The 24,527-nt window shown below is 29.9% G+C and carries 15 protein-coding genes; 12 read left to right on the plus strand and 3 right to left on the minus strand.

What is annotated here, in order from left to right:
* Positions 1 to 392 precede the first annotated feature (392 nt).
* From LGK97_RS18260 to LGK97_RS18280, 5 genes are all read left to right on the plus strand, one after another.
* Entirely contained in the window at positions 393 to 1,076 is a 684-nt protein-coding gene (locus LGK97_RS18260) for a hypothetical protein (protein WP_319001588.1), read from the plus strand.
* Positions 1,077 to 1,218: 142 nt separating this feature from the next.
* Complete coding sequence (locus LGK97_RS18265) at positions 1,219 to 5,505, plus strand: hypothetical protein (RefSeq protein ID WP_226261479.1); 4,287 nt, start codon at positions 1,219 to 1,221, stop codon at positions 5,503 to 5,505.
* 406 nt (positions 5,506 to 5,911) lie between these two features.
* Entirely contained in the window at positions 5,912 to 6,325 is a 414-nt protein-coding gene (gene fosX / locus LGK97_RS18270) for a FosX/FosE/FosI family fosfomycin resistance hydrolase (protein WP_226261507.1), read from the plus strand.
* Positions 6,326 to 6,616: 291 nt separating this feature from the next.
* Positions 6,617 to 7,450, plus strand: a complete 834-nt coding sequence (locus tag LGK97_RS18275; RefSeq protein ID WP_226261481.1) for a DUF2785 domain-containing protein — start codon at positions 6,617 to 6,619, stop codon at positions 7,448 to 7,450.
* Positions 7,451 to 7,826: 376 nt separating this feature from the next.
* Entirely contained in the window at positions 7,827 to 10,727 is a 2,901-nt protein-coding gene (locus tag LGK97_RS18280) for a DEAD/DEAH box helicase (RefSeq protein ID WP_226261483.1), read from the plus strand.
* 8 nt (positions 10,728 to 10,735) lie between these two features.
* Here LGK97_RS18280 and LGK97_RS18285 read toward each other — a convergent pair whose 3' ends face one another.
* Positions 10,736 to 11,134: a (deoxy)nucleoside triphosphate pyrophosphohydrolase gene (locus LGK97_RS18285; RefSeq protein WP_226261485.1), complete on the minus strand. Its 399-nt coding sequence runs from the start codon at positions 11,132 to 11,134 to the stop codon at positions 10,736 to 10,738.
* Between the two features lie 152 nt (positions 11,135 to 11,286).
* Between LGK97_RS18285 and LGK97_RS18290 the strand changes: the two genes are divergently transcribed.
* Entirely contained in the window at positions 11,287 to 11,718 is a 432-nt protein-coding gene (locus tag LGK97_RS18290) for a helix-turn-helix domain-containing protein (protein WP_226261487.1), read from the plus strand.
* Between the two features lie 74 nt (positions 11,719 to 11,792).
* Here LGK97_RS18290 and LGK97_RS18295 read toward each other — a convergent pair whose 3' ends face one another.
* Both LGK97_RS18295 and LGK97_RS18300 read right to left on the minus strand, forming a co-directional pair.
* Positions 11,793 to 13,154: a homing endonuclease associated repeat-containing protein gene (locus LGK97_RS18295; protein WP_226261489.1), complete on the minus strand. Its 1,362-nt coding sequence runs from the start codon at positions 13,152 to 13,154 to the stop codon at positions 11,793 to 11,795.
* A gap of 241 nt (positions 13,155 to 13,395) precedes the next feature.
* On the minus strand, positions 13,396 to 14,418 hold the full coding sequence (locus tag LGK97_RS18300; RefSeq protein ID WP_226261491.1) for a type I restriction endonuclease: 1,023 nt from the start codon (positions 14,416 to 14,418) through the stop codon (positions 13,396 to 13,398).
* A gap of 223 nt (positions 14,419 to 14,641) precedes the next feature.
* Here LGK97_RS18300 and LGK97_RS18305 point away from each other — a divergent pair, with 223 nt between their 5' ends.
* The 6 genes from LGK97_RS18305 to LGK97_RS18330 all read left to right on the plus strand — a co-directional run bounded on the left by LGK97_RS18305 (position 14,642) and on the right by LGK97_RS18330 (position 24,359).
* Positions 14,642 to 14,896 (plus strand): hypothetical protein, encoded by a 255-nt coding sequence (locus LGK97_RS18305; RefSeq protein WP_226261493.1) that lies wholly within the window; start codon positions 14,642 to 14,644, stop codon positions 14,894 to 14,896.
* 381 nt (positions 14,897 to 15,277) lie between these two features.
* The gene (dinD, locus tag LGK97_RS18310) at positions 15,278 to 16,126 is read left to right on the plus strand and encodes a DNA damage-inducible protein D (RefSeq protein ID WP_226261495.1); all 849 of its coding nucleotides are present in this window, start codon (positions 15,278 to 15,280) and stop codon (positions 16,124 to 16,126) included.
* Between the two features lie 484 nt (positions 16,127 to 16,610).
* Positions 16,611 to 17,642 carry a Wadjet anti-phage system protein JetD domain-containing protein gene (locus LGK97_RS18315; protein WP_226261497.1) on the plus strand — a complete coding sequence of 344 codons (1,032 nt, stop codon included), beginning with the start codon at positions 16,611 to 16,613 and terminating at the stop codon, positions 17,640 to 17,642.
* A complete protein-coding gene (locus LGK97_RS18320) occupies positions 17,633 to 19,144 on the plus strand; it encodes a replicative DNA helicase (RefSeq protein ID WP_226261499.1) in 1,512 nt (503 codons plus the stop codon). The genes LGK97_RS18315 and LGK97_RS18320 overlap by 10 nt, the downstream gene beginning before the upstream one ends.
* Positions 19,131 to 19,868, plus strand: coding sequence for a DUF6063 family protein (locus LGK97_RS18325; RefSeq protein ID WP_226261501.1), 738 nt, complete (start codon positions 19,131 to 19,133; stop codon positions 19,866 to 19,868). Before LGK97_RS18320 ends, LGK97_RS18325 begins: the two co-directional genes overlap by 14 nt.
* The gene (locus LGK97_RS18330) at positions 19,869 to 24,359 is read left to right on the plus strand and encodes a hypothetical protein (RefSeq protein WP_226261503.1); all 4,491 of its coding nucleotides are present in this window, start codon (positions 19,869 to 19,871) and stop codon (positions 24,357 to 24,359) included.
* Positions 24,360 to 24,527 lie beyond the last annotated feature (168 nt).

Here is a 24,527-nt window from a genome sequence, read left to right on the forward strand (position 1 = left end):
CTGGAAAATGGGAATATTGCCAACAGCTGAATGATGGGAGCCGTATGAGCTGAGAGGTTCACGTACGGTTCTGAGAGAAACTAAGGGGGAAGTTCCCTTGGTTTACTTACTTTAAGATTTTAACAAAAGATGCTAAATCCGCACAAAAAATATTTATTGCGGTAAGCAAATGGCTAAAAGAAAGACTTGGCTTAGATATAAATAAAGAAAAATCAAAAGTGATAAATTTGAGAAAGAATTATTCGAATTTTCTAGGCTTTAAAATTAAGGCTGTGAAAAAACGAAAAAGCTATGTAATAAACAATAGGATATCAAATAAAGCCAAGAAGAAGATAACCGAAAAATACAGAAACCAAATTGATAAAATTAAAAACAAACCGAAGGTATATAATGTGGACAAACTGAATTCAATGATTCTAGGGTGGCATAATTATTATAGAATAGCCACTCATGTAAATCTTGATTTTAGTGAAATAAATTACTTAGTTAGAAAAAGGCTATTTAATCGAACAAGAAGTATACGAAGTGACAAGATATACCCAAATAAAACCTATGAAAGAATTTATGGAAAATATAACTTTAAGGCAACAAGTATATGTAAAACAACTATATTTCCTATAGCTGGAGTAAAATTAAAGCTAGCCAGTTATATGAAAAATGTAGCAAGCAGATATACTACTGAAGGAAGGTACCATCTTCATAAAGACTTGGAAGTAGAGTACAAGGAAGCAATTAAATTTCTCGTAAATAATCCTGTTAAAAAAGATAGCATAGAGAAAAATGATAATAGAATATCTCTCTATGTAGGTCAAAAGGGATTATGTCATATTAGTAAAGTGAAATTAGATTTAAACAATATGGTAACAAGAAATAAGCTCCCAAAATACAAAGGTGGAACAGATAAATACCACAATCTTATATTGGTAAATAAAGAAATAAGTTATATTATTGATGAAGAAGTGGTAGAAAAAATAACCCAATTAAAGCAAGGAATAAAGTTGGATGAAAAAGCCTTTATAAAAATTAATGCACTTCGTAAACTTGTTGGAAATCTTGTGATTTTAAATATAAATTAACATTGGTGGAACGCCGTATGAGGTGAAAGTCTCACGTACGGTGTGGAAGAGGGGAAAAGAAAGAGATAACATCAAATTCTTACCTATTCTTATAAGTGGTGTACGTCAGAAATTTAATAAATATCAAGTGGGGGGGAAGAAGATGATTTCAGCTATAGTAACTTTTTTAGGAGAGAAATTATTAGATAAAACTTTTGATGGTTCTTTAGATAAGGCAATAGATTATGTTACAAAACAAAATCTAGTCAAAGAATTTAATAAATTGAAAGAAACCATAATTAAGGAATTAGAAAGTGAAAATCAAGAACAATCATTTTATGAGGACCTGCATAAGGTTATATTAGAGACTAGAATAATTGATTTGATATTCAATTTAAGTTATACAATGACTAACTTAACAATAGAAGAAAGAAAAAAATGTATAATTGACTGCATTACTGAATATTCAAAGGTGAAAGGTATTAGTGTATATAATACTTTATTAATTCAAGAAAAGATTCTTTCCAAATTTGAATGTTGTTTTGATAGAATTAACCATCCTAGCGAAGAATCACGAAAAATAATTAATTCCATAATTTCTCGAATGGCTAACTCTGAAGAAATAATAAATGGGATTAGCGATAAGATTAGTAGTGATATTAATGATATCAAAGAGGAGTTAGAAGAGTTGAGGGGTAAATTACTAGTAGGGGACGTAGATATTAATTATTTAAGCAATCTAACGAAATCTTCTTTTGAAAATTTAGGCGTTAGATTTAATAAGGAATTTAATGTGGATGTGGAATTAACTGATACATTAAGTAAGTTCTGTTTAACTAGAAAAACAATTAGTTCACTTTATGAGGATTTGAAAGAAATAAGGAGTGCTACTTGGCAATTATCATGTTTAATTGATAATGGTTTAATAGCAAAAATTGATCTACTAATAGAAAATATTCTGGATGAAAAGATTTTTGATTATAATTTAATGAAATCAGATTTTGATAATTTTTCAGAAAAGGTATTTAAAGAATTAAATAAGAAGTATGAAAAGCAAACAGATAATCTATATAAGAGCAATGAATATTATTATTTTAGAAAACTTGAAAATGGAAATTTTAATTTAGAGAAATATAGAGAAGCTTTTAATTCTTGTACTTTGATTGTGACTGGTTCAGCTGGAATAGGCAAATCACATTCGATTGCCCACTTTTGCAATGAAGTTTTCTACTCAGATAATAAACTGTGTATCTTTGTATTAGGGCAACATTTAAATGATTTAAACAATCCAGTAGAAATGATTGAGAGAACTTTACATATTCCATATACGTTACAGCGATTTTTAGATGAATTAGAGAAGATTGCCCTATTTAATAAGACAATAGTCCCTTTTGTTGTTGAAGGAATAAATGAGGGGAGGCATTCAGAAATATGGAGAGAGTCTTTTGCTGGAATTATTTCTATTTTTGAGAGATATAAATGGATTAAACTAATCATCAGCATTAGAACAACTTATATTGAAAAATGCTTACCATCAGATTATAAGGAAAAAGATAATATATTAGTAGTTGAACATAAAGGATTTGAAAATGACTCGATAGAGGCAGTAAAAAAGTTTTTTGTGTTCTATGAAATATCAATACCAACATTTCCGATTTTGTATTCTGAATACTATAATCCTTTATTTCTTCACACGTTATGCAAGACACTTAAGAAGCTTGATAATAAAAGGTTGATTACTGAATATAGTTCATTTAATGATATTTTTGAGAAGTATATAGAAGTGATTGAAAATGAAATTGCGCGAAAGATGGATTATAATAAAGCCTTAAAGCTTGTAAAGAGAATTACTGATAAGATAATAGAGTACAGTTTAAAAAATAATAATAGATATGGAATAGATATGGGAAAGTTCTATGAAATAGTGCATGAGGCTACCAATCAGTTTGGCTTAAACTGTAGCACTTTGGTGCAATTAATGTTTAAAGAGGGATTATTTTATTCGGAAATTGTTAGTTATGAATCAGAAGAATATGTGCAATTTGCATATGAAAGATACCATAATATGCTTGCAGCTAGATATATACTAGATAACTTTTCTACTAAGGATGAAATAGTCATAAGTTTAAATAATGGTTTACTAAAAGAATACTTGGTAAAACCTCACAGTGGAATTACTGAAGAATTATTTATCATGATACCTGATAAATTTTCTATTGAGGTATTATCCTTTATAACTGAGGAGGTAGCTGTAAAAAATCTGGACAATTACATAAATAGTTTATTGTGGAGAAACAAAAGCAGCATTTTAGTAGAGGACACCAAAGAGTTATTAAATAAATATGTAGTTAGAAGAAAATATTATTCTGATAAATTTATAAAAACTTTATTTATCTTATCGCCAGTGGAAAATCATCCGTTAAATATTCTTTTTTTACAAAGTCATCTTGAAAGAATGCCTATTTCAATCCGGGATAGTTTCTTAGGAGATGTATTGTATGAAGGTTATAGAGTAAATATAACTTTAAGAAATTTGGTTAGTTTTTGTTTTACCAGTGCTATTTTTGACTGTAGCAAAGAAAGTATTAGGTTAATGTCATTTATGTTAAGTTGGTCATTAGCTAGTACAGATTTAAAATATCGTAATTCTGTCATAAGAGCTTTAGTAGTTTTATTTGAAAATAATATTCAACTGGTTAAAGTTGTTATTATTAATTTTAAAGTTGTAAATGACCCATATATCAAAGAAGGCATTTATTGTGCCATATATGGTGCAGTACTAAGAAGTCGGAATTTCTCATCCGAAATAACTAATATAGTAAATGATATTTACAATGATATTTTCAAGGGGGATGAGGTATATCCTAATATCTTGGTAAGAGATTACGCTAGAGAGATTATAGAGTACGCTAACATAAATAGTGTTGAGATAGCGTTCGATATAGAAGATGTAAGACCTCCGTATAATTGTGGGTGGTATGAGAACATACCGACTCAACAAGAGATAGATGACTTTGGTTATGATTACAGGGATAAAAATGTAGATAGAAAAATGTTTTCAGCTAATCAAATAATAAGCTCAATGACAACTAATACTGGTGATAAACATATGATGTATGGTGATTTCGGTCGGTATGTATTTGAAGGTTGGGTGCGTCCATGGAATTATCACTTTGTAGAGCAAGACTTAAGCAACATAGTAACAAAGGAGATATTTAATACATTAGGTTATGACCCAGAATTGCATGGCGATTTTGATATGATGGTGAAATCCTATAATAGGCACTATAACGAATGTGAAAGAATTGGGAAAAAATACCAGAGAATTGCTAGTTATGAGTTAATTTCAAAATTATCCGATAATTTTCCTGCTGGAGAAATAGAGTATGTTTATAGTGAAGAATATATGAAAAAGAAAAATAATGAGTTTGAAAAATTTCTATCAGGGCTGTATGAGACATCAGATTACACTGAAGATACTAATGATGACATTGAGAAGGACTTAACAAGGGATGAAGATATAGTAGATAGTGATGCGGAAAATGAGATAGAAGAGGAGTGCGAAGACTATCGTAAAAAGGTATTCAATGAATGCCCATATGAGGGCCCATGGCAAATAGGGGTGAGAGGGATAGACCCAACAATTATCCTAAATAAATTCACTACTAATGGTAAAAATTATTTGGAATCAATATTTAATATTCCATTTATATCTTCCGAAGAATGGGCTTGTTGCAATTCAAGTGAACCTAAAGAAAATGATATTTTATTTCTTAAAGTAAAGGACGAAGAGTTTGTTGTTTTAGAAATGTATAGTTCCTGGTATTCTGGTCGCTATCGACTTGATGAAAGACCTTATCAATACTTCGTTAAAGCTATAGCTTTATTAGTAGAAAGAGAACGGGTGCATGATCTTATAAACGATGAACAAATTAAAGGATATTGTAGCAATAAAAACAACTACGAGATGCATGAAGTTTATGCAAGGGAATATCCATGGTCACCATCTTATATTAGTTTTAAAAACGAAATAAAAAGTGACTATGGAGATGAAATAAAATGTTATATAGAAACAGGAGTTAGCTATCACAGTCATAATCCGAATCCAAATGATGAGGAGTATGAAGTAAAGTCTTATTCAATGCCTAGTGAATATATAATAGAAAAACTAGGGTTAAAGCAAATAGAAGATGGTAAATGGTATGATAAAGAAGGCAATTTAATAGCTTGTGATATGATATTTGAAGGTTACAAAAGTATGCTTGTAATTCATAAAAATAGTTTGATTAAATTGTTAGAAGATAATAACTTAGCGATTTTATGGGCAATGTATACTGAGAAAGAAGGTGGCAAATGTCATTATAGCCAGCGTAAAGTAGTGGGGTTAATTAATAACAAATTTGAGGAAAATTTATTTGAAACAGAATCTTGGATGTCTAGATTTCACTAGAATTAAAATTTATTTGCAAATATTAGTATATCCTATTGGTGTAGAGATAGGTAACTTTCTTTAGCTAAGCTGATGGAAATAATTACTTTAAAAGTATTGAGAAATCGAATAGCAAAAGGACTATAAGGTTTTCGATTTACCAGTTTAGTAAGTTAAGACTTAAGTAGAATTAGCATTTTATTATAAATTGAGTATTCAGAGGCTAATTATAATATGAAGCTTTAAAACATTAAAATAATAATTGGTGAGAATTGTAGTTATCACTTTGGAAGACCAATTTCCCATTATCCATATAATTGGACAGGCTATATCTATGATGGGAAATGGAAAAAATTAAAATATAATTGATTAATAAGGGCGTATAGATATGTCAAATTCATATTTTAAGACGAAGAAAGGTATATATATGATTGAAAGCGTAAGCCATATTACTTTTGTTGTGAAAAACTTAGACAAAACTACTGAATTATTTAAGGAACTATTTAATGCTAAAGAAGTTTATTATAGTGGTTCAAAAAAACATTCTTTATTTAACGAGCGTTTTTTTATTATTGGTAACCAGTGGATAGCTGTTATGGAAGATACAAATATACTTGACAGAACTTATCATCATGTAGCATTTAAAATATCAGATTCTGATGTAGATAGTTATTTGGATAAAATTAAAACTTTAAATTTAGAATTAAAGCCTTCAAGGAAAAGAGTATATGGAGAAGGCCATTCTATATACTTTTATGACTATGATAATAATTTATTTGAGCTTCATACGGAAACATTAGGGAAAAGGTTAGCTTCGTATACAGAGATAGATAGTATATAAACTTATTAATTCATATTATTCATAAAGTTTGTATTAAGCAACTGTAAGAATTACTAGAGAAATTAGATAAATAGGAATAGCTGTGTCTATACCATTAGGCTAATAATGCCTAGTTATTATATTATGTGATGCAACATATTTGCAATTATAGAAGTTACCATCATAAAGGAGAGTAATTTATAATATAGAGAGGAAGGTGAAGTATGTATAATAAAGACTTTTAGGAAAAGAGATAGTAAGCTATGGCAGGAGAAGTGAAGTCAAAAAAATATTGAGAGGTTGAGGAAATGTATGGAAAAGCAAGAGTTAAAGACATTATTAAGAAATATAAAAGATAACAAATATGCAGTACCAGAGGGTGTGAACCCATATAAATTATCCTTAGAGTTGATGGATTATATAGGAGATATTGATGGTGAGTTGCGTGATGACTTGGTTTTTAGTGTTCTTGTAGAATTTATAATGAAGGATGTTCTGACACCTAAAGAAGCACATGACATATTTGTGATAGCATTAGACGAAAAACATATTTTAAATGGATTGGGAGAAATTAATGATACGGTTTTTGGCAGGACTTTTTCCGTTGAGGTGGCTGCATGTATCATCTATAAGCACAGGAAGCTTTTATCAGATAGTGATATTTTAAAAGCTTTTAATACAGTTTTGAAATTTTATAATGAGGATAGGGATGTAAGAGGCTTTGTAGAAGGTAAAAGGTGGGCCCATGGGGCTGCCCACGGTGCTGATGCCCTGGAGGAACTTGCACAATGTCAAATAATAGGATATGAAGGACTAAAAGAGATATTAGATTCAATACATAAAAAAATTAAAATAAATTACTACGGATATATTAACAACGAGGATGAGCGTATGATATCGGCTGTTAAGGCGGTTTTGGGAAGAGATATAATTCCTGAAGAAGAAATTGAAGAATGGATTAGAAGCATTGGTAACAGAGAAAAAAAAGGTATAGTTCCTGATTATTTATTTATTGAACATAATGTAATTCTTTTCTTAAAAGGCTTATACTTTAGACTAGTTGATCATACTAAGTATGATCAACTAGCAAAAATAGTTAAAGAAGTGCTAAAGGAAACAAGTCGTTTTGGTGATGATTATTCATAAAGCGATTATATAGGCAAGTAATAGATTCCAATTTGTAGAGTTGTAGTAGCATAATTTTAGTGTCAGTTAATTTGTATCTTTCTTATATTGTAACGCACTAAATATTAAAAAAAGAAACATAATAGCTATTAGTCAACTGCCTATTATTCTTATAATGCAAAGAAGTAAGACTAGATAGGAATTGATACTTTATATTTAATATGAAATGATTTTTACTGACATTGATAAGAGGGGCAATACTACGCATATGAATGAATTTAATAATTTCAACAACTTTCACAAATAAATATATAGTAGCTAAATTGTATACCAGAAAAAACAATAATCCAAAGCCTGAAATGTATCATTAAATATGCACACCAAATTGGGGGATAATATGAATTCAATACTAGACAATATAAATATCAAAGAAGAACAACAACTTAGTCTTGTTGACCTTAAACATAAAGAAATAGAAAATACCCAATTCCTAGCAAACAACAAACTCATAGTGAATTCAGAAAAGGGAAATCTATTAGATGAGCTTAAGAGATGCTTAAGTGAGTGTGAGAAGTTTTATTTTAGTGTAGCATTTATTAATTTTAGTGGGCTTCAACTTTTATTAGATAGCTTTAAGGAGCTTGAAGAAAAAGGTGTGAAGGGTAAGATACTAACGTCTACATATCTTAATTTTACGCAGCCAAAGGCACTTGAGAGAATAAATAAGTTTAATAATATTGATTTAAAGATTTTTGTTGCTACTAATGAGAAGGGCTTTCATACCAAGGCTTATATTTTTGAAAACAAAGATGAATATAAAATAATTATAGGATCTTCTAATATAACCCAGAGGGCATTGAAAAGTAATGTAGAGTGGAATATTAAAGTTATTTCTAAAAAAGATGATAGCTTTACCCGTGAAGTTTTGGAGGAGTATTTAAGTTTATGGGAAGTAACTTCTATTGTAGATGATGATTTTCTTGATAGTTATAGTAATTTTCTAAAGGAAATAAAAAAAACTCAAGGAAACAAAAGCTTAGACTTTAGTAACTATGAATTAATTAAACCCAACCATATGCAAAAGAGGGCTATGGATAATTTAAATAGATTAAGAGCTTCTGGTGAGAATAAAGCATTAGTTATTGCTGCCACTGCTACAGGAAAAACTTATATGTCAGCCTTCGATGCTATAAGCTATAAACCTAAAAAATTACTCTTCCTGGTTCATAGGGAAGAAATATTAAGAGATGCAGAGAATACCTTTAAGAAGTTAGTGAAGAATAAAAATATAACTACAGGACTTTTAACTGGTACAAGTAAAGAATTAAATGCAGATTATTTATTTTCAACTATTCCATCAATGAATAATCAACTTGAGAATTTCAAACAAGATGAGTTTGAATATATTGTCATAGATGAGGCACACCATGCTACGAGCGCGTCGTATGAGAAAATCATGGAGTATTTCAAGCCAAAGTTTTTACTTGGTATGACTGCAACGCCAGAAAGATGTGACGGGGGAAACATATTCGATATTTTTGATAATAATGTGGCTTTAGAAGTAAGACTTAGAGAAGCTTTAGAGCTAGAGCTAGTTATTCCTTTTCATTATTTTGGTATAACCGATATTCAGGGGATTGACCTAAGTGATGTAAAGCCTCAAGATACGGATGAAATAGCTAAAAGGTTAAAGGTTAATGAGCGAGTTGACTTTATAATAGAAAAGATGGAGTTTTACGGCTATGATGGAGAGAAGCGTAAATGTATAGGTTTTTGTGCTAGTATTGATCATGCTGAGTATATGGCAGCTGAATTCAATAAAGGAGGCATAAACAGTATATGCTTAACAGGAGAAAATTCTGTTGATGAAAGAAAAGGTTATATAAGAAAACTAGAAGCAGATGAGGATGACTTAGAAGTTATATTCACTGTAGATATTTTCAATGAGGGTGTGGATATACCAGCTATTAATTTAGTTTTAATGCTTAGACCAACAAATTCGCCTATAGTATTCATTCAACAGCTTGGTAGAGGTCTTAGAAAGTATAAAGAAAAATCTTTTCTAACTGTATTAGATTTTATAGGAAATCATAAAAAAGTATTTTTAATAGCAATAGCCTTAAATGGTTCAAGATATTATGATAAAGATAGCTTAAAAGTAGCTGTGGCCACCCAGTTTGGTAATATACCAGGATGCACAAATATTCAAATGGATAGAATTGCGCAGGAAAGAATATTAGAACAGTTAAATGAGGAAAACTTTAATTCTATGAAATATTTAAAAGAAGAATATTTAGAGTTTAAGAACATGAATAGTGGAAAAACACCATTTTTTCTTATGGATTATATAAAGTATGATGGAGCTCCAGATCCTTTAAAATTTATAAATAAAGAAAAAACTTATCTTGGATTTGTAGCTAAGATGGAGAATGATGAAGTTTTAAAAAGATTATTAGAAGAAGAAATTTTCTTTAAAATTCTTAAGGAACTCTCAGGAAAGTTACCTATAAAAAGAGTATATGAAGCAAGTATTTTTAAATACTTACTAAACAATGAAGAAATAAGTTTAAAACAAGCCAAACATGAAATATTAAAGTATATTGAAGATGTAGATGATAAAAGTATTATTCATGCGTTTCAGTGTTTGAATCAAGATTATTATGATTCAGCTCAAGTTAAAAATAATATTAAATGCTTTGAGCTTAAGGGTGAAGTATTACAATGCACATGGGATTTTAAAAAGGTGATACAGAATAAAAAATACAGAGTATATATTGAAGATGTTATTAATTATGCACTTATAAGATATGAAAAAGAGTTTGGAAGTAAGTATTATGGAGTGCCATTCTTTAAGTTATATGAGCAGTATCAAATGATAGATGCAGCACTACTTTCTAATTATACTAAAATCCATAGCTCCTTTAGGGGAAGTGGGCTTATAGCAAATGGAAAAGAATATTTTCTTTTTATAGATTTACATAAAGAAGAAGATGTTAAAGAAAGTATAAATTATAAAGATAAATTTATAGACAGCAAATACTTTCAATGGCAAAGTCCAAATGCTACTTCCCAAAGTTCAGACAGAGGACAAAATATTATATTTAATAAACAGAAAGAGATTAACCTACATATTTTTGTAAGAAAGTATAGGGAAATTGATGGAGCCACCGAGCCTTACATTTATATAGGTAAAGGTGATGTAATAGAGTATGAAGGAGAAAAGCCTATAACTGTTAAAATGGAATTAGAACATGAAATGCCAATAAATTTATATACAGAATTCACAAAAAAGGTATAGCGATTTTGCTATACCTTTTCTCCTATAAGTTGCTCCACTGCTGGAATATCAGCAGGAGCCCATTTTAGTGAAAGTAAATTCTCTCTATGTAACCAAATTAATTTCGAATGCTCGCTTATGGTAGGGGTACCAGTTACTAAGCGGCATTTAACAGTAATTAAATTTACTATAAATTTATCATATTCATGAGTATTATCATTAAATATATCAATAAACTCAACATCACAAGCTAGTTCTTCTTTGATTTCCCTTTTAATAGCATCTTTTAAAGTTTCACTACCTTCTATTTTACCACCAGGAAACTCCCACATGTTTGGAATTGCCATTTTGGGAGAGCGAAGGGCACATAAGATTTCATTATTTTCATTTTCGATAATGGCTCCTACAACTTTTATTAATTTTTTCATACATAACACCTCAAAATAAGTTTAGCATAAATGACTCAATTGTAAAGGTGAAAAGTAATGAGTAAAATTAAATATTATAATGAGTAAAAGAGTAAGAAAGAGGATGTCTGGCCATAATTATAAATGAAATCATAGTTATGGAGGAAGTTATTTTGAATACTTTTGGAGCGAGATTTAAGAGCATAAGGTTGTCTAAGAATTTGACTCAGGAACAATTAGTAAATGAATTTAATGGGCGATATGGATATGCATTTACTAAAACAACTATTAGCCAATACGAAAATAATAAAAGGATACCAGAGATGAATGCTATTAGGAGTTTTGTAGAATACTTTAATGTTTCATTGGATTATTTATTGTGTAATGATATACATGTTGTTAAGGAATTAGCACAGGAGGATTATATACATAATGATTCTAAATTTATTGAATTGGAAAAGATAGCAGCTTTAATAAAAACCTTAGCAGCAGAAAAAAAAATACTGGTTAATAATAAAGGATTAAGTGATGAACAAAGAAAAATAATATCAAATGGTATTGATATTATTTGTGGATTAGTAAAAATAGAAACAGAGCAGGTGTGATAAAATAGCATACCTTTAATTTGCGGACAAGTATGCTATTTTATCATAACAGTGTGGATTAAATGATTAAAATCTTATACCTTAGTGTTAGTGTCTATAGAATTACCAAGATAGTTCTTTAAGTTTTCATAATTTCCAAAATGCTCATGGATCCAGCGATTGCTGGGGAGGTTGTTCTTACTGTGAAACTCGTTAGTCTCAGGCCAACGGTTATGAATTGTTTTAAACTTTATTATTTCATCAAGTCTTAAATTAACTTTCGAGACACTAGACAAACTGTTTAATTTTGAGTAATCAAACCCAATGGAATTAACACAACCTTCAATTCCACCCCAATATTTATAATAAACTTTTTCAGTATAGGTAGTATTAGGAGGGCCTAATTCTCTGCATACGGGCAACCTTCCAAATTTATTAATAAAATTTAGCAAATCCTCCTTAGCCACTTTTTCATTGCAAGGTAAGTTAGCTAAACGATTTATTTGTAAGCCAGCTACCATTAGTGCATTGTTAAATGTCCCAAATAATGTGGTTATAGTTGATGCTGAGGGATAGTCTGGATTACATATAAAATCCCTAGTATAAGGAGTTCTGCCATTTTTAACATGAAACTCTTTTAGTTTTTTCACCACATAGTCTTTCTTATGCTCTATATAGGCATCATTAAAATCTTTATAGACTAAATGAAGATTTCTGATATCATAACATAATTTATCATAACCAAGTGCTGATAATCTCATAATTATTTCATCAGCAAAAACATATTTCAAGTTTGGTAAGTTGAGGCCTGGTCTATTATTTTTATTTAAACACCAATATTCTACTGATGCACCTTTATCAGTAGCTTTTTTATATTGTTTTTCTTTGTGTTTGCAAGCATAGTTAGAAGTGGCTGCATCGATTACTTTATGTTTAAGGGGAACATATATATCTGGTTTAAAATCTAAACCGAATCCACAATATTGGAACAAGCAGTCTCCTTCTAAAATTGAGGCTGATTTTTCAACAAGATATTGCCATGCAGACCAGAAGTCTTTAAAATCCAATGGAGTAACACCTGCTAATTTTAAAATATCATTCCAACTAGATACTTTAGTACCAGGTTTATAGTAAATAAAATGTCTGTAATATGTTTTAAAATGGGGATATTTATCAGTATTATCAAAGTCGCAGGTTGTGGGAGCTCGTTTAAATTCAATAAAGAAATTTTTTATTATTTGTAGTAACTCCTCATCACTTATAGTTGAATATTGCTTGGACTTATAAGGAAGCATCACTCGACCTTCATTAGACGCCTTTCTTTCTTTATATCTTCTACTAAAACATTTATTACAGTCTTTACAGTATTTTTGGTGGCCATCTTTAGATGATTTATCTAAACTAAAGAGTAGTAGTTCCTTGGTTTCTTTGCAGTATTTACATTGCTTATATTCCATAATAACTCCAATCTAAATTTATTAATATTTCAAGGTTAGTATTTGCAATTAATGAGTTAGTATTCATTGACATGGTACAATAATATAAAGGTTTACCTTTATGTTAACAAGGAAGTTATATTGTTAGATTAGAACATAGGCAATGTGATCCTGGAGAAACCTGTATAAATGAAAAGAAGCTAACTTCATGTTAGCTCCTTCGGAGTAATGTATATAGCTTATCCAAAATGGAAGAAGATTTTTAATGTATAAGTTTTTTAGCAATATCCATTAGCTCATTATCAAGTTCGTAGAAATCATCTATTGATTCAAAATCATAAAAAATTTCCCCGACTTCATTATTATAAGGCAAACTTATCTGTCTTTTATTTTTCATATGTACTTTACACACCCATTTTTCTGAATTATTTGCTATTATTACAGTGAAATATGTCGCACTATCAATGAAAGTTATATTTTCAGGTTCAATAATTTTTCTTAGTATTGATTTAACTATATAAAAGGATTCTAGTTCAAGTTGTGTCATTGTGATAGGATTTTCTATATTTTCAACATCAAAATTATTACCATTGATAATGCTCTGTTTATTATCAGTGAGTAAGATCTTTAAGGATGCTTTTGTATATGTTCTAAAAGTATCGACTAATGTTTTAGTCCTTCTGCCAATATTCATTTCTCCTAGTATATAGTTTACAAATGCATCACTTGGTTTCTTACTTTGAGAAATAATTAATTGCTTGATCTTATTTAAATATCTCAATTCTGAAGCGGACTCATACATTTCATCCACATTAAAATTATTCTTGGTGTACTTGCTAATCTCAATAATATCTTTATCATTTAAATCTAATATGTTAAATTCAAAAAAACTTTCTGTATCCATAATATTTTTCTCATTTAAATCAGTATAAAATATAAAGCTAAAACCATTTGTTAGTAATCCATATCGTGCCTTGCTAACAGCAAAATATCTAAACAGTTGAGAAACATTTCTTTTTAAGTTTTTATCTGGACAGTTTTTAACCTCAATTAGCAGAACTGGACTTGATTCTCTCATAATTACATAATCAATTTTTTCACCTTTTTTTATTCCTACATCTGTAGTATATTCTGGAATAAATTCTTCTGGATTAAAAATATCATATCCTAATAAATTAAAAAACGGTAGTATGATAGAGGTTTTAACTGCTTCTTCTGTTTGTATCTTATCTTTAATTTGCATTATTCTGTTTGAAAATAGTTTTATTTCTTCCATAAAGTCCATAAATACACTTCCTCTTATTGTTATTTTATTATGAAATTATTCTATATGCTAGATTAAATATGTAACATAAAAAAACAGGATTTACATGTTTAAAATACTGTAATCTATAAACTTTAATTTTTCTACGTAAAGAATGATAAAAGAGCATACGGAAAAAGCTCGTAATTTGTCATGTTTAAGTTTATAAAACCAAAAACAAAAGACAAAGGAGAAGCTCCTTACAATGAATAGTTTAAATGAAAAATCATTACAATTCAATAAGAAAATTAAATTAGATTTTGATTTTCAAATAATGCAAAAGATACTTACAGCTATAACCGGGAGCGAACTTATAATTAAGGATATTTTAATTAAATTATTTAACTACCGCAGCACGAGTGGTAAAGAAATTTCTGATATGGGTGAGTATATTAAAAATTGTGAAACATGTACTGGTTTAAATGGTTACAGTTTTTTAATACAGAGAAGGATACTGTAAAAACCAAACATTTATTAGTTCAGTCGCATGCATCTCATTCTGATACAAGGTTAAAAGATTTTTAAATTAGGGAAGCAATTTATATTTAATTATGTTAAATATTTAAGAAATTACATTATTATGTTGTATAATTAAATACAGACACAATAGTATTTAATTATGCATTAGGATATATTATTCCTTTTATTCCCATGAACCTTTAATAGTATTTTTGACTTAATTTGTAAACTCAATGAAATATTTATTTTATTGCAACTGATGTAAAAAAATATAGAATAAATTAAATGGGAACGTATGTTTAGAATTTAGTGGATTGTAAATAATTTAAATGAGCTAAAATTTCTGGTCAAAAACTAGTTAGGTTAGTAATTGGAGGTGTATATGTCAAATATAGAGCAATACAATAATGAAATTTTTGAAAAAATTAAAAACATAAACGACTATGGACATGAATTTTGGTATGGAAGAGATTTATCAGAAATACTTGAATACACAAGATGGGGAAATTTTAAAAAAGTTATAGATAAAGCAAAAGAAGCTTGTAATAATAGTGATATCAATATCTTAGACCATTTTGACGATGCCAGCAAAATGGTTCAATTAGGGTCAGGTTCTGAAAGAAAAATAGAAGATATAATGCTTTCAAGATATGCTTGTTATCTTATAGTTCAAAATGCTGATTCTAGAAAAAAGGTTGTTGCATTAGGGCAAACATATTTTGCAGTGCAAACAAGAAAGCAAGAACTTTCAGAGGAATTTGAGCAATTATCTGAAGATAAAAAAAGATTAGCAATAAGAAATGAACTAAAAGAGCATAATAAAAATTTAGTTGATGCTGCTAAAAATGCAGGTGTAGAAACTAGTTTAGAATATGCGATTTTCCAGAATTATGGATATATAGGTCTTTACGGAGGACTAAAAGCTAAGGATATACACGAAAAAAAAGGGTTGAAGAAAAATCAACAAATTCTAGACCACATGGGAAGTACGGAACTTGCAGCAAATCTTTTTAGAGCAACTCAAACCGAAGAAAAGCTAAAAAGAGATAACATAAAGGGAAAAGAAAATGCTAACGATACCCACTATGAAGTAGGAGCAAAGGTAAGAAAGACAATTAAAGAATTAGGAGGAACAATGCCAGAAAATTTACCAACATTTAAGAAGAGTGTAAAAGCAATAGAAAAAGAAGAGCAAAAGAAGTTAAAGAATGATGCTGAAAAATTTGAATAGATAAATTGGCAATCAGAGATCAAGAATTATTAGAGATACTTTAGAATCTGGTCAAATCAAGCCCGTTGATCCAAATACTGCTCCAAGATATTTAAAATATATTCCTTATTGGGCTTAAAATTTAACTTGCTGGTAACTTGCAGATATATTGATGTTTTAATGCTATTCAATAAAGAAAGTGAGCTAAACGTTGATAAATCAATGTGTTTTCATTGAGAATTTAACTTGCTGCTAACTTGATGGAATGCAAAATTAAAAGGGTATAGCAAGATTTTGCTATACCTTTTCATGTTTTTTTGCGTCTAGAATACAGCGAAAGGAATGATTGTTTTTATGAGCGAAGTGAATTTGATATTTATAAAAAAGCTTTTGGATGTAACGGAAATTGAAAATATATTTGACTGTTTCAATGAACTATATAAGTTCTAATGTAAATTATTGTGCTATAATTTAGTTGAAATACTTTATTTTTAGGAGAATGAATATGAAAAAACAAATAATTTCTTTTTTAATGTTGCTTAAAAAAACAACTATATCATTAACACAGTTAGAAAACATATTCTCAGGCGATATTTCTTATGATATTATGGCAACTAATATAAAAGAGTTAATTGATGAAGGAATACTTGAGGAAATTAGCCCTAACCATAATAACGGTAAAAGTGTACCACTTGCCTATAAATTTAGAATCAATAGACCTAAATTTAAAAAAGAGCTAATTGAAGAAATACAAAGTATGAGGGTAAAACTTCAACCTGAAATAGATTTAGAAGATTATTTTATATTAAGTGAAGATACTTGGAGAAAAGATTTAACCTATATTCTAAAGGTTAATGAGTATTTGAAAGAAAATAAGTTCTTTGAGAAAGTAACTAATCAAGAACATTCTTATAATATTACTGGAGATGAAAAGTGGATTGATGAAAAGGGTGGTAAAAAACTACTCGAGCGAATAAAACTTTGGGATAAGCTTGAAATATTAAGCACAGGGGAGCCATTAATGCTTGCAGTGAACTCTGCAATGATTGCAGCAAATCCATCTCAATTTTTAAAGGGAGAACATTTGCATCTAATAGTTGAAAATAAGGCAACGTTTTATGCACTGCTTGATAGTTTAAAAGAAACAGCTTTTACATCATTGATTTTTGGGTCAGGTTGGAAAGTAGTGCCAAATATTTCTATGCTAAGTAGGCAATTAGGATTAAAAGGCGAAAATAAACTATATTATTTTGGAGATCTAGACTATGAAGGTATAACTATATGGAATTCTCTAAACGAAAAGAGCCATTGTAAATTAGCTGTGGGATTCTACAGGGAGCTTTTGAAAAAGAGCTATAGCTTTGGAAAAGAAAATCAACAAAAAAATCAAGGAGCGTTAACTGAGTTTCTTAAAGTTTTTAAAGGTGAGGAGAAAGAGTATATTATAACACTTCTTGGTAAGGGAGGTTATTATCCTCAAGAAGCTTTAAACAAATATGAACTAGGAAATATATGGAGGAATAATATATGGGAGTAGACTTGAAAAATATTACTGAGAATTATAGAGAAAGAATCCAAAGACTAGCTTTGTTTGATACTTTATATAAGCTTGACAATAAAAAATCTAAAGATAATAGTGACAAGCTTATTGATTATTTCAGTTTGGGTTTATTAACCTTACTATTTTTCTTTGAAAATATGTTAGTGCGCAATAAGAAAACAGGTGTAAAAGAATTAGCTGTATTCTTGATTGAATTAAATCAAGGAGAAATTGATTTAGAGCCTGAAGGCTTTGAAAAAATAGCAAGAACAATTATAGGGGTATTTCGACCATCTACAGGTAAGCGGAATACTAAAAGTTTTTATAATTGGGAAACAAGAACCGAGGAAAGTGTTCAATATTCTATTTTGAAAGCGGATAAAGCAGATTTAACCACTAATACTCAATACTACACCTTAGATGATCAAGGCTTAGAATTAATTTTTGCTACAAAGGAATATTTTAATGAGTTTCAGCTATCAATTAATCAGTTAGTTCTTAGAAAGCAATTAGAAAAGGGTGAGTTTGTTGGAGCTCTTAGGCAAATTGACGAAATGAGTTTAGATGTTAAAAATCTTCAGGATCGTATGTTTAGAATAAAACATGAGATCCAAAGAAATATTGTATCTAATGAAACCTTTGAGAGATACAAGATCATTATTGAAGACATTAATATGAGACTTTACAGAGAAGATGAAGAATTTGATGAACTTCAATCTTTTGCTCGTGAGACAAAAGAGAAAATCGGAAACGATATGTCAAATGAAAAGGATCGTAAAACTTATGAATTAATATTGCAAATTGATAGGGAACTTGATCATGTTCATTATGAACATAGATTGTTACTTAAAGAAAGTATAATTTTAAAAACCTCAGCTCTTCAAGCAGCGCAAGAATCTCTTTATTATGTAGGAATAGATTCTTTTAATTTTGATCAAGAGATTACTAGCAGAGTTTTTTCATCACCACTGCCACTCTCATCCACTCGCACTCTTATTGAACCATTTTTATATTTAGAAAAGCAGCAAAGTTGGTCTCCCCTTACAGTATTTTCACCGCAGAGATTAGAAGCGCGAGATAAGCTTGAAAAATCTAGTGAATTTTTTAAGGCAGCAGGTGAAGAAGAAAGAAAAGTAGATTTGATGCTACTGCGAGGTAATTTTAAGAGAATAATGGAAGTTATATTAGTGGCAATGAAAGGGGAAAAAGAAATTACAATTGAGGCCGTGGCTCAGGACTTAAGATTGAGAAAATTAGATGAATTTCTATTACATCGAAACTTTTATGATTTTTGGGTTATACTGCATCAAAAGTCTCCTATTATTATTGATGATTCTGAAAAGTCCAGTGAAGATTTATTTGGAGAAGTTTTAACTTTACTCCAGAATAAAGGGAAGGTATTAAAGGTTGATGAAATAGAAGGCGTTTTAAAAATTACTGATAGGTATACCATAAGAAATATGAAATTAAGATTGGAGGATGGTTTTGATAACTTATAACAATGAACAAGTAATTCAGGCTTTTAAGCTATATTCAATTTTAGCTATGAATACCTATGGAGATAAAGAATCCTTAAGGCTTTATATGGCGGATGATCAAATAAGAGGGTTAGTAGATCAGTTTGCTAGGGAAGTGGACTGCACAATATTTACCTCTGGGGATTGTATATATATGATTCCAATATCAAAGAACTCCATATTTCATGTTTCAAATGAATATTTAAAGAATACATATCTTCCAGCTAAGGCGGTTAATCTTGATCTTTACCTTATGTATGTTTCCGTTATTGTTTTATTTGGAGAATTCTATGATAGTTATCAGACTACAGAACCTACCAGGGATTTTTTAGCGGTTGGTGATTGGCTTGATAGTTTAAATCAAAGAATATTGTCACTTAAGGAACATGGTGATGAAAAGTTAAAGGAGATGGATAAAACTCTAGATTATAATTGGTCCGCAATAGTTGAAAAGTGGGAGGACATGGACGATATTAAGGAAAAAGTAAAAGCTCAAGATGCTAGGACAAATAGTAGAAAAAGTTTTTTAAACACTGTAAAGCAGTTTTTAATAGCCCAAGAGCTAACTGTTGATATTGGAAATGAGGAGTTAGAGCTTACGGAAAAGGCAAAGACTATAGTGCAAAGATATTACATGGAATATGATTATAATAGGGGAATACTCGATTTTATATATGAACTAGATCAGAAGAAAGGAGAGAGCTAGATGCCAGCAATTTCAAAAATAAGATTTACCAATGTAGTATATGAAAATGGTGATAAGAGATATAATGATGATATTTTTCAATTTGATGGCCAAAATGCAGCTATTCTTTTAGAAAATGGAGGAGGAAAAACTGTATTTGTACAAACAGCACTCCAGGCTATAATCCCCCATGTGGAGGTGGCGGATAGAAAAATAAAAAACACGTTGATGTTAGAAAATAGTGCTGCACATATAGCTATTGAATGGATACTCAGTGAGCATCCAAGAAGATATGCAGTAACAGCAGTTACTTTATTCATAAACAAAGGAACTGTGGATTCACATAAATATGTTTATGAGTACGAGGAAGATGACGACAACTGCATAGATAAAATTCCATTTGTTAAGGAAACTAGTAATGGGAACAAGAGACCTGCAACTAAAGAAGAAATGGGAGAATACTACTATGATATGAACCAAAATCGTATAAATGCTCATACCTTTAGTACAATAAAAAGTTATCATGAATATATTGAGGATAATTTTAAAATAATCCCATCCGAGTGGAGAAAAATAGCTTTGATAAATGGAGCGGAAGGCGATGTAGAGGCCTTTTTTGATGCTTGTCAAACTACTAATCAACTTGTAGATAATTTATTAATACCAGTAGTTGAAGAAGCGCTTGCAGGTAATGGAACCAAAGAATTTATAGATACTTTTGAAAAGCAACGGGAACATTTTAAAAAACATAAACAGTTAAGAACAAGGATAGAAGAAAGTAGAAAAGTAGAGCAGCAGATAGCGCAGTATGTTAAAGTTTTTGATGTTTTTGAAGAGGCAAATAAAAAAATAGCTAATGCTAAAGAAAGAGCTAAAGCTATCTATAATTTTACCAAGGAAGAGTTTGTAGTTAATGAAAGAGGAATACTTGAAAATCAAAATTCACAAATAGAACTAGAAGCTGAGCTAGAAATTTGTAATCAAAAACAAGCTTCATATAAATTAGCTATTTTAGATAGACAGGTTGTTATAGCTGAAAAAAATTTTAATGAGGCAAATAATGAATATACACAAGCAGAAAATGTATTTAAAGATAAAAGTGATAGGCTTAGCAATCTAAAGGTTGCGAAACTTAATAAGGATTTTAAGGAGTGCCAAGAAAGAATAGAATACTTATCTAAGCAGATAGATCTTCTTGATAAAGACGAGGATATTATGGACCTTAAAGAAGAGTTATTGCAAAATAGCAGTGAATTAAGAGGGTATTACCAGGAGCAAGAGCAGAAATTAATTAAGAATCAGAACGTTATTCATAGTCAAATTGAAACTCAGGAAAATGAGTTAAAAGCACATAAAGCTGAAAAGGAAGTTGTTAAAGAAGAGGAAGAAAAACTTAAACATAATGAAACGAGATTAAAGGCAGAAATAGATAGTTTAGAAAAAAATATGAAAAAAATTGCCAGCGAGATTCTTGCGAGTCCACTTCAGGAGAATGTAGAAGCGGAAAATGTAAAATGGAAAGCTAGATTAGAACGACTTGAGAAGAATATTTTTGATTATGATCAAAGTTTAAAGAAGTTAGGTGAAGAAAAGCAGACTTTAATAGCAGAAATAGATTTATCTAGAGGCGAACTTACGCTGACTACTAGACAAGAAACAATCAAGGATGGAGAAATAAACACTATAAGGGGAAAACATGATATATTACTAAATCGCATTAAAGAAATTAAAAGTAATAGGGATTATTCAGATTCTCTTTATTCAAAACAAGAGAGTATTCTGCAACAGTTAGAACTTAGAATAGAAAATCTAAGAAGTGATCGGGAGAAATTACTATTAAAGGAACGATTAGCTCACAGATATTTAGATGAATATAAGGAGAGTGAGTACTATACTGGGGAGCCTCTAATTGAAAACTGGATTAGCAGCTGGGGAAATAGTTTTAAATACATAGAAAGTGGAACAAAGTATATTCAAAGAGTAGCAAAAAATACTGGTAAAACAGAAGTGGATTTATATAAAATCAATCCATATTGGTCCGTAACCATAATTGTTTTTGATACTGAAATAGAAAAGTTAAGAGAGAAGGTTTACAAAAATAACAATGAAATTAGCACTCCAGTTTTTATAATGACAGAGAAGGAAGCACTTAGCTCTATAGAAGGGGAAATAGTGGATGAGTCAAGGACTGTTTTTCCATCATTATGGCAAGAGAATCTTTCTCAAAATTTATTTGAAAGTTGGAAAGGCGAAATTGAATTTAAGGCTAATGAGGTAACAGATGCTCGCGCTTCCAAAGAAGGAGAATGTAGTAGTTGGACCGATTTATTAAGGGACGTGAGAGAATTCTATGAAGATTATCCTTATGATGAATATGTGGAGTTACAAAAGAAGTTCAAGGAGCTAAAGGAGAAAAATTTTAATTTAAGCAAGGAAATAAATGCAAAGGAAGAGCTTATTAAGCAGATTGATGCGGGAACTAATAAATTTCAAAAAATGGCGTCAGAGGATAAGGAAGAAAAATATGTTTTAGAAAATAGGATTATAAAGGCTCAGGACTATATAAATAGTAGTGTTGAAAGTCTTAGATTTCATGCTGAAAAAAATAAAAATAGAGAACTTTTATTGTTATGCAAAGAGAGCATATCTAGATGTGATAGAAAAATAAAAGGTTCTACTGGAGTAATAATTGAAATTTCAGAGGAACTTCAGGGAATTAAAGATAGTCTACTTATACTAAGAGCCGATGATATGTTTGAAGAGGTTAAGTCGGCTGTGCCTAAATATACTTCAGATAGCAAGGTTATTTTAATTACAAGGAGAAAAGATTTAAAGAATGCAATAGATAAAAAACAAAAGGGTCGAGAAGTTTTAGAAAGTGAATTTAAGGGCGTTGAGGCAGAAAAGAATCGCATAGAGTATGATTTGACAAACTTAAGAAAAGAAGTGGATTTTGAAATAGATGAAGAAATAGAATTTCCTATTTATGGTGAAGCTGAAATAGATAGATTAATAGAAAGTATAGGTAATTTGAAAAACCCACTAAAGATATTGAAAAAAGATTTAGCTGACAATGAGGAAAAGTATAAGGAGAAGAAAACAACTTATAGTTTAAGACAAGAGGATTTTTATAAGAAGTATAAGGAAATATTACTCTTCACTATAGCATTAACAGAGGTAGAAAGTGAGCTAAAAAAAGAGAAACTAGAACTCGCTAAGCAGAATGAATATCTTGTCAATAGGAAAAACCAACTCATGTCTGAAAAAGAGGATATTAGTAATTCTATTAATGAACTTAATATTCAAAATGGTAAATTTGCATATTTATCAGAAGAAATTAAAGAGATAACATTGATGGAAGATGTTAAAGCGAGTATTCCATACCAGAGAAAAGAGTTTGTTTCCAAGATAAAAGATGAATTGCAAAATCTGAATCAAGTTCTTGGGGATCAAAGTAGTAAAGTTGAAACTCAGCGGCAAGGGTTTATTAAATTTTGTGATGGTGAAATTAATGATATTAAACTCAAAGAAATGGCTGTAACGGGGATTCAACATAAAAAACTTTTTAAGGATATATTAGAATGGCAGCAAAGGATGAATGAGCGAATAGCAAGAACCATTGAGATTGCAGAAAATGATATTAGAGATCACGATAAAGAAGTACAGCAATTTATAAGTCATCTTCATTCATATCTACGTACCATGGCAGAGGAATTAAGGGCTATTCCTAAAAAGACTAGGATAAAGGTACAAGATCAATGGAAGGATATATTTCTTATTAATGTACCTGAATGGGATGAAAAAGAGGGTAAGGAAGAGTTAAGTAATCATATTGATTGGATGCTTAAACAATTAGAGGGCGATCAATATAAGGATGAAAATGGTGCTGAGGTTGAGGCTAATGTTAGAAAAGCTATAGAGAAATGGATGAAACCAAAACAACTGCTTCAAAATATAATGAAACAAAATTCAATTAAAGTAAAATGCAGAAAGGTAACCAATGATGGAAATATAAGCAGTTCACCCTTTACATGGGAAGTGTCAAACTCATGGTCAGGGGGCGAGAAGTGGAGCAAAAACATGACTTTATTTCTTGGAATATTAAATTATCTTGCAGAAAAAAGAAAAAATATAGTATCTACAGCTAAACGTTACCGTACAGTTATTGTAGATAATCCCTTTGGAAAAGCTTCCAGTGATCATGTTCTAGACCCAGTATTTTTTATTGCTGAGCAATTGGGTTTTCAAATAATTGCGTTGACCGCTCACTCCGAGGGGAAATTTATAAGGACATACTTCCCTATAGTTTATAGCTGTAGATTAAAAGCAGCCGAAAATAGTAATAATGTTCAAATTTTACTAAAAGAACGTGAAATACGAAAAGCTTTCTTTAGGGATAGTGACCCTCAGACATTGCAAAGATTAGGACAGTTAAAGCAAATGGATATATTTGATTATAACCCTGGTTTGAGTTTCACTAATACTGAAAAAGAAAGGTCTGGGGGTAAATAACAATAAAACAAATAGAAAATGAAATGCCAGCAAATCTATATACAGAATTTATAGAAAGAGGATGTCTCAAAATGATTAATTTAATCATTAAAAAAGACATCCTCTTTTCTAATGATTTTATAAAAAAACCAATAATAATTATAAAATTATGGTTAATCATTATTGGTT

The organism is Clostridium sp. CS001 (assembly GCF_020443565.1).
Classification (GTDB): Bacteria; Bacillota; Clostridia; order Clostridiales; family Clostridiaceae; genus Clostridium_AD.

What these genes read in the sequence shown, in the direction of transcription:
- LGK97_RS18265 (WP_226261479.1), top strand. Translation starts at nt 1,219, where the DNA reads ATGATTTCAGCTATAGTAACTTTTTTAGGAGAGAAATTATTAGATAAA.
- fosX (WP_226261507.1), top strand. Translation starts at nt 5,912, where the DNA reads ATGATTGAAAGCGTAAGCCATATTACTTTTGTTGTGAAAAACTTAGAC.
- LGK97_RS18275 (WP_226261481.1), top strand. Translation starts at nt 6,617, where the DNA reads ATGGAAAAGCAAGAGTTAAAGACATTATTAAGAAATATAAAAGATAAC.
- LGK97_RS18280 (WP_226261483.1), top strand. Translation starts at nt 7,827, where the DNA reads ATGAATTCAATACTAGACAATATAAATATCAAAGAAGAACAACAACTT.
- LGK97_RS18285 (WP_226261485.1), bottom strand. Translation starts at nt 11,134, where the DNA reads ATGAAAAAATTAATAAAAGTTGTAGGAGCCATTATCGAAAATGAAAAT.
- LGK97_RS18295 (WP_226261489.1), bottom strand. Translation starts at nt 13,154, where the DNA reads ATGGAATATAAGCAATGTAAATACTGCAAAGAAACCAAGGAACTACTA.
- LGK97_RS18300 (WP_226261491.1), bottom strand. Translation starts at nt 14,418, where the DNA reads ATGGACTTTATGGAAGAAATAAAACTATTTTCAAACAGAATAATGCAA.
- LGK97_RS18305 (WP_226261493.1), top strand. Translation starts at nt 14,642, where the DNA reads ATGAATAGTTTAAATGAAAAATCATTACAATTCAATAAGAAAATTAAA.
- dinD (WP_226261495.1), top strand. Translation starts at nt 15,278, where the DNA reads ATGTCAAATATAGAGCAATACAATAATGAAATTTTTGAAAAAATTAAA.
- LGK97_RS18315 (WP_226261497.1), top strand. Translation starts at nt 16,611, where the DNA reads ATGAAAAAACAAATAATTTCTTTTTTAATGTTGCTTAAAAAAACAACT.
- LGK97_RS18320 (WP_226261499.1), top strand. Translation starts at nt 17,633, where the DNA reads ATGGGAGTAGACTTGAAAAATATTACTGAGAATTATAGAGAAAGAATC.
- LGK97_RS18330 (WP_226261503.1), top strand. Translation starts at nt 19,869, where the DNA reads ATGCCAGCAATTTCAAAAATAAGATTTACCAATGTAGTATATGAAAAT.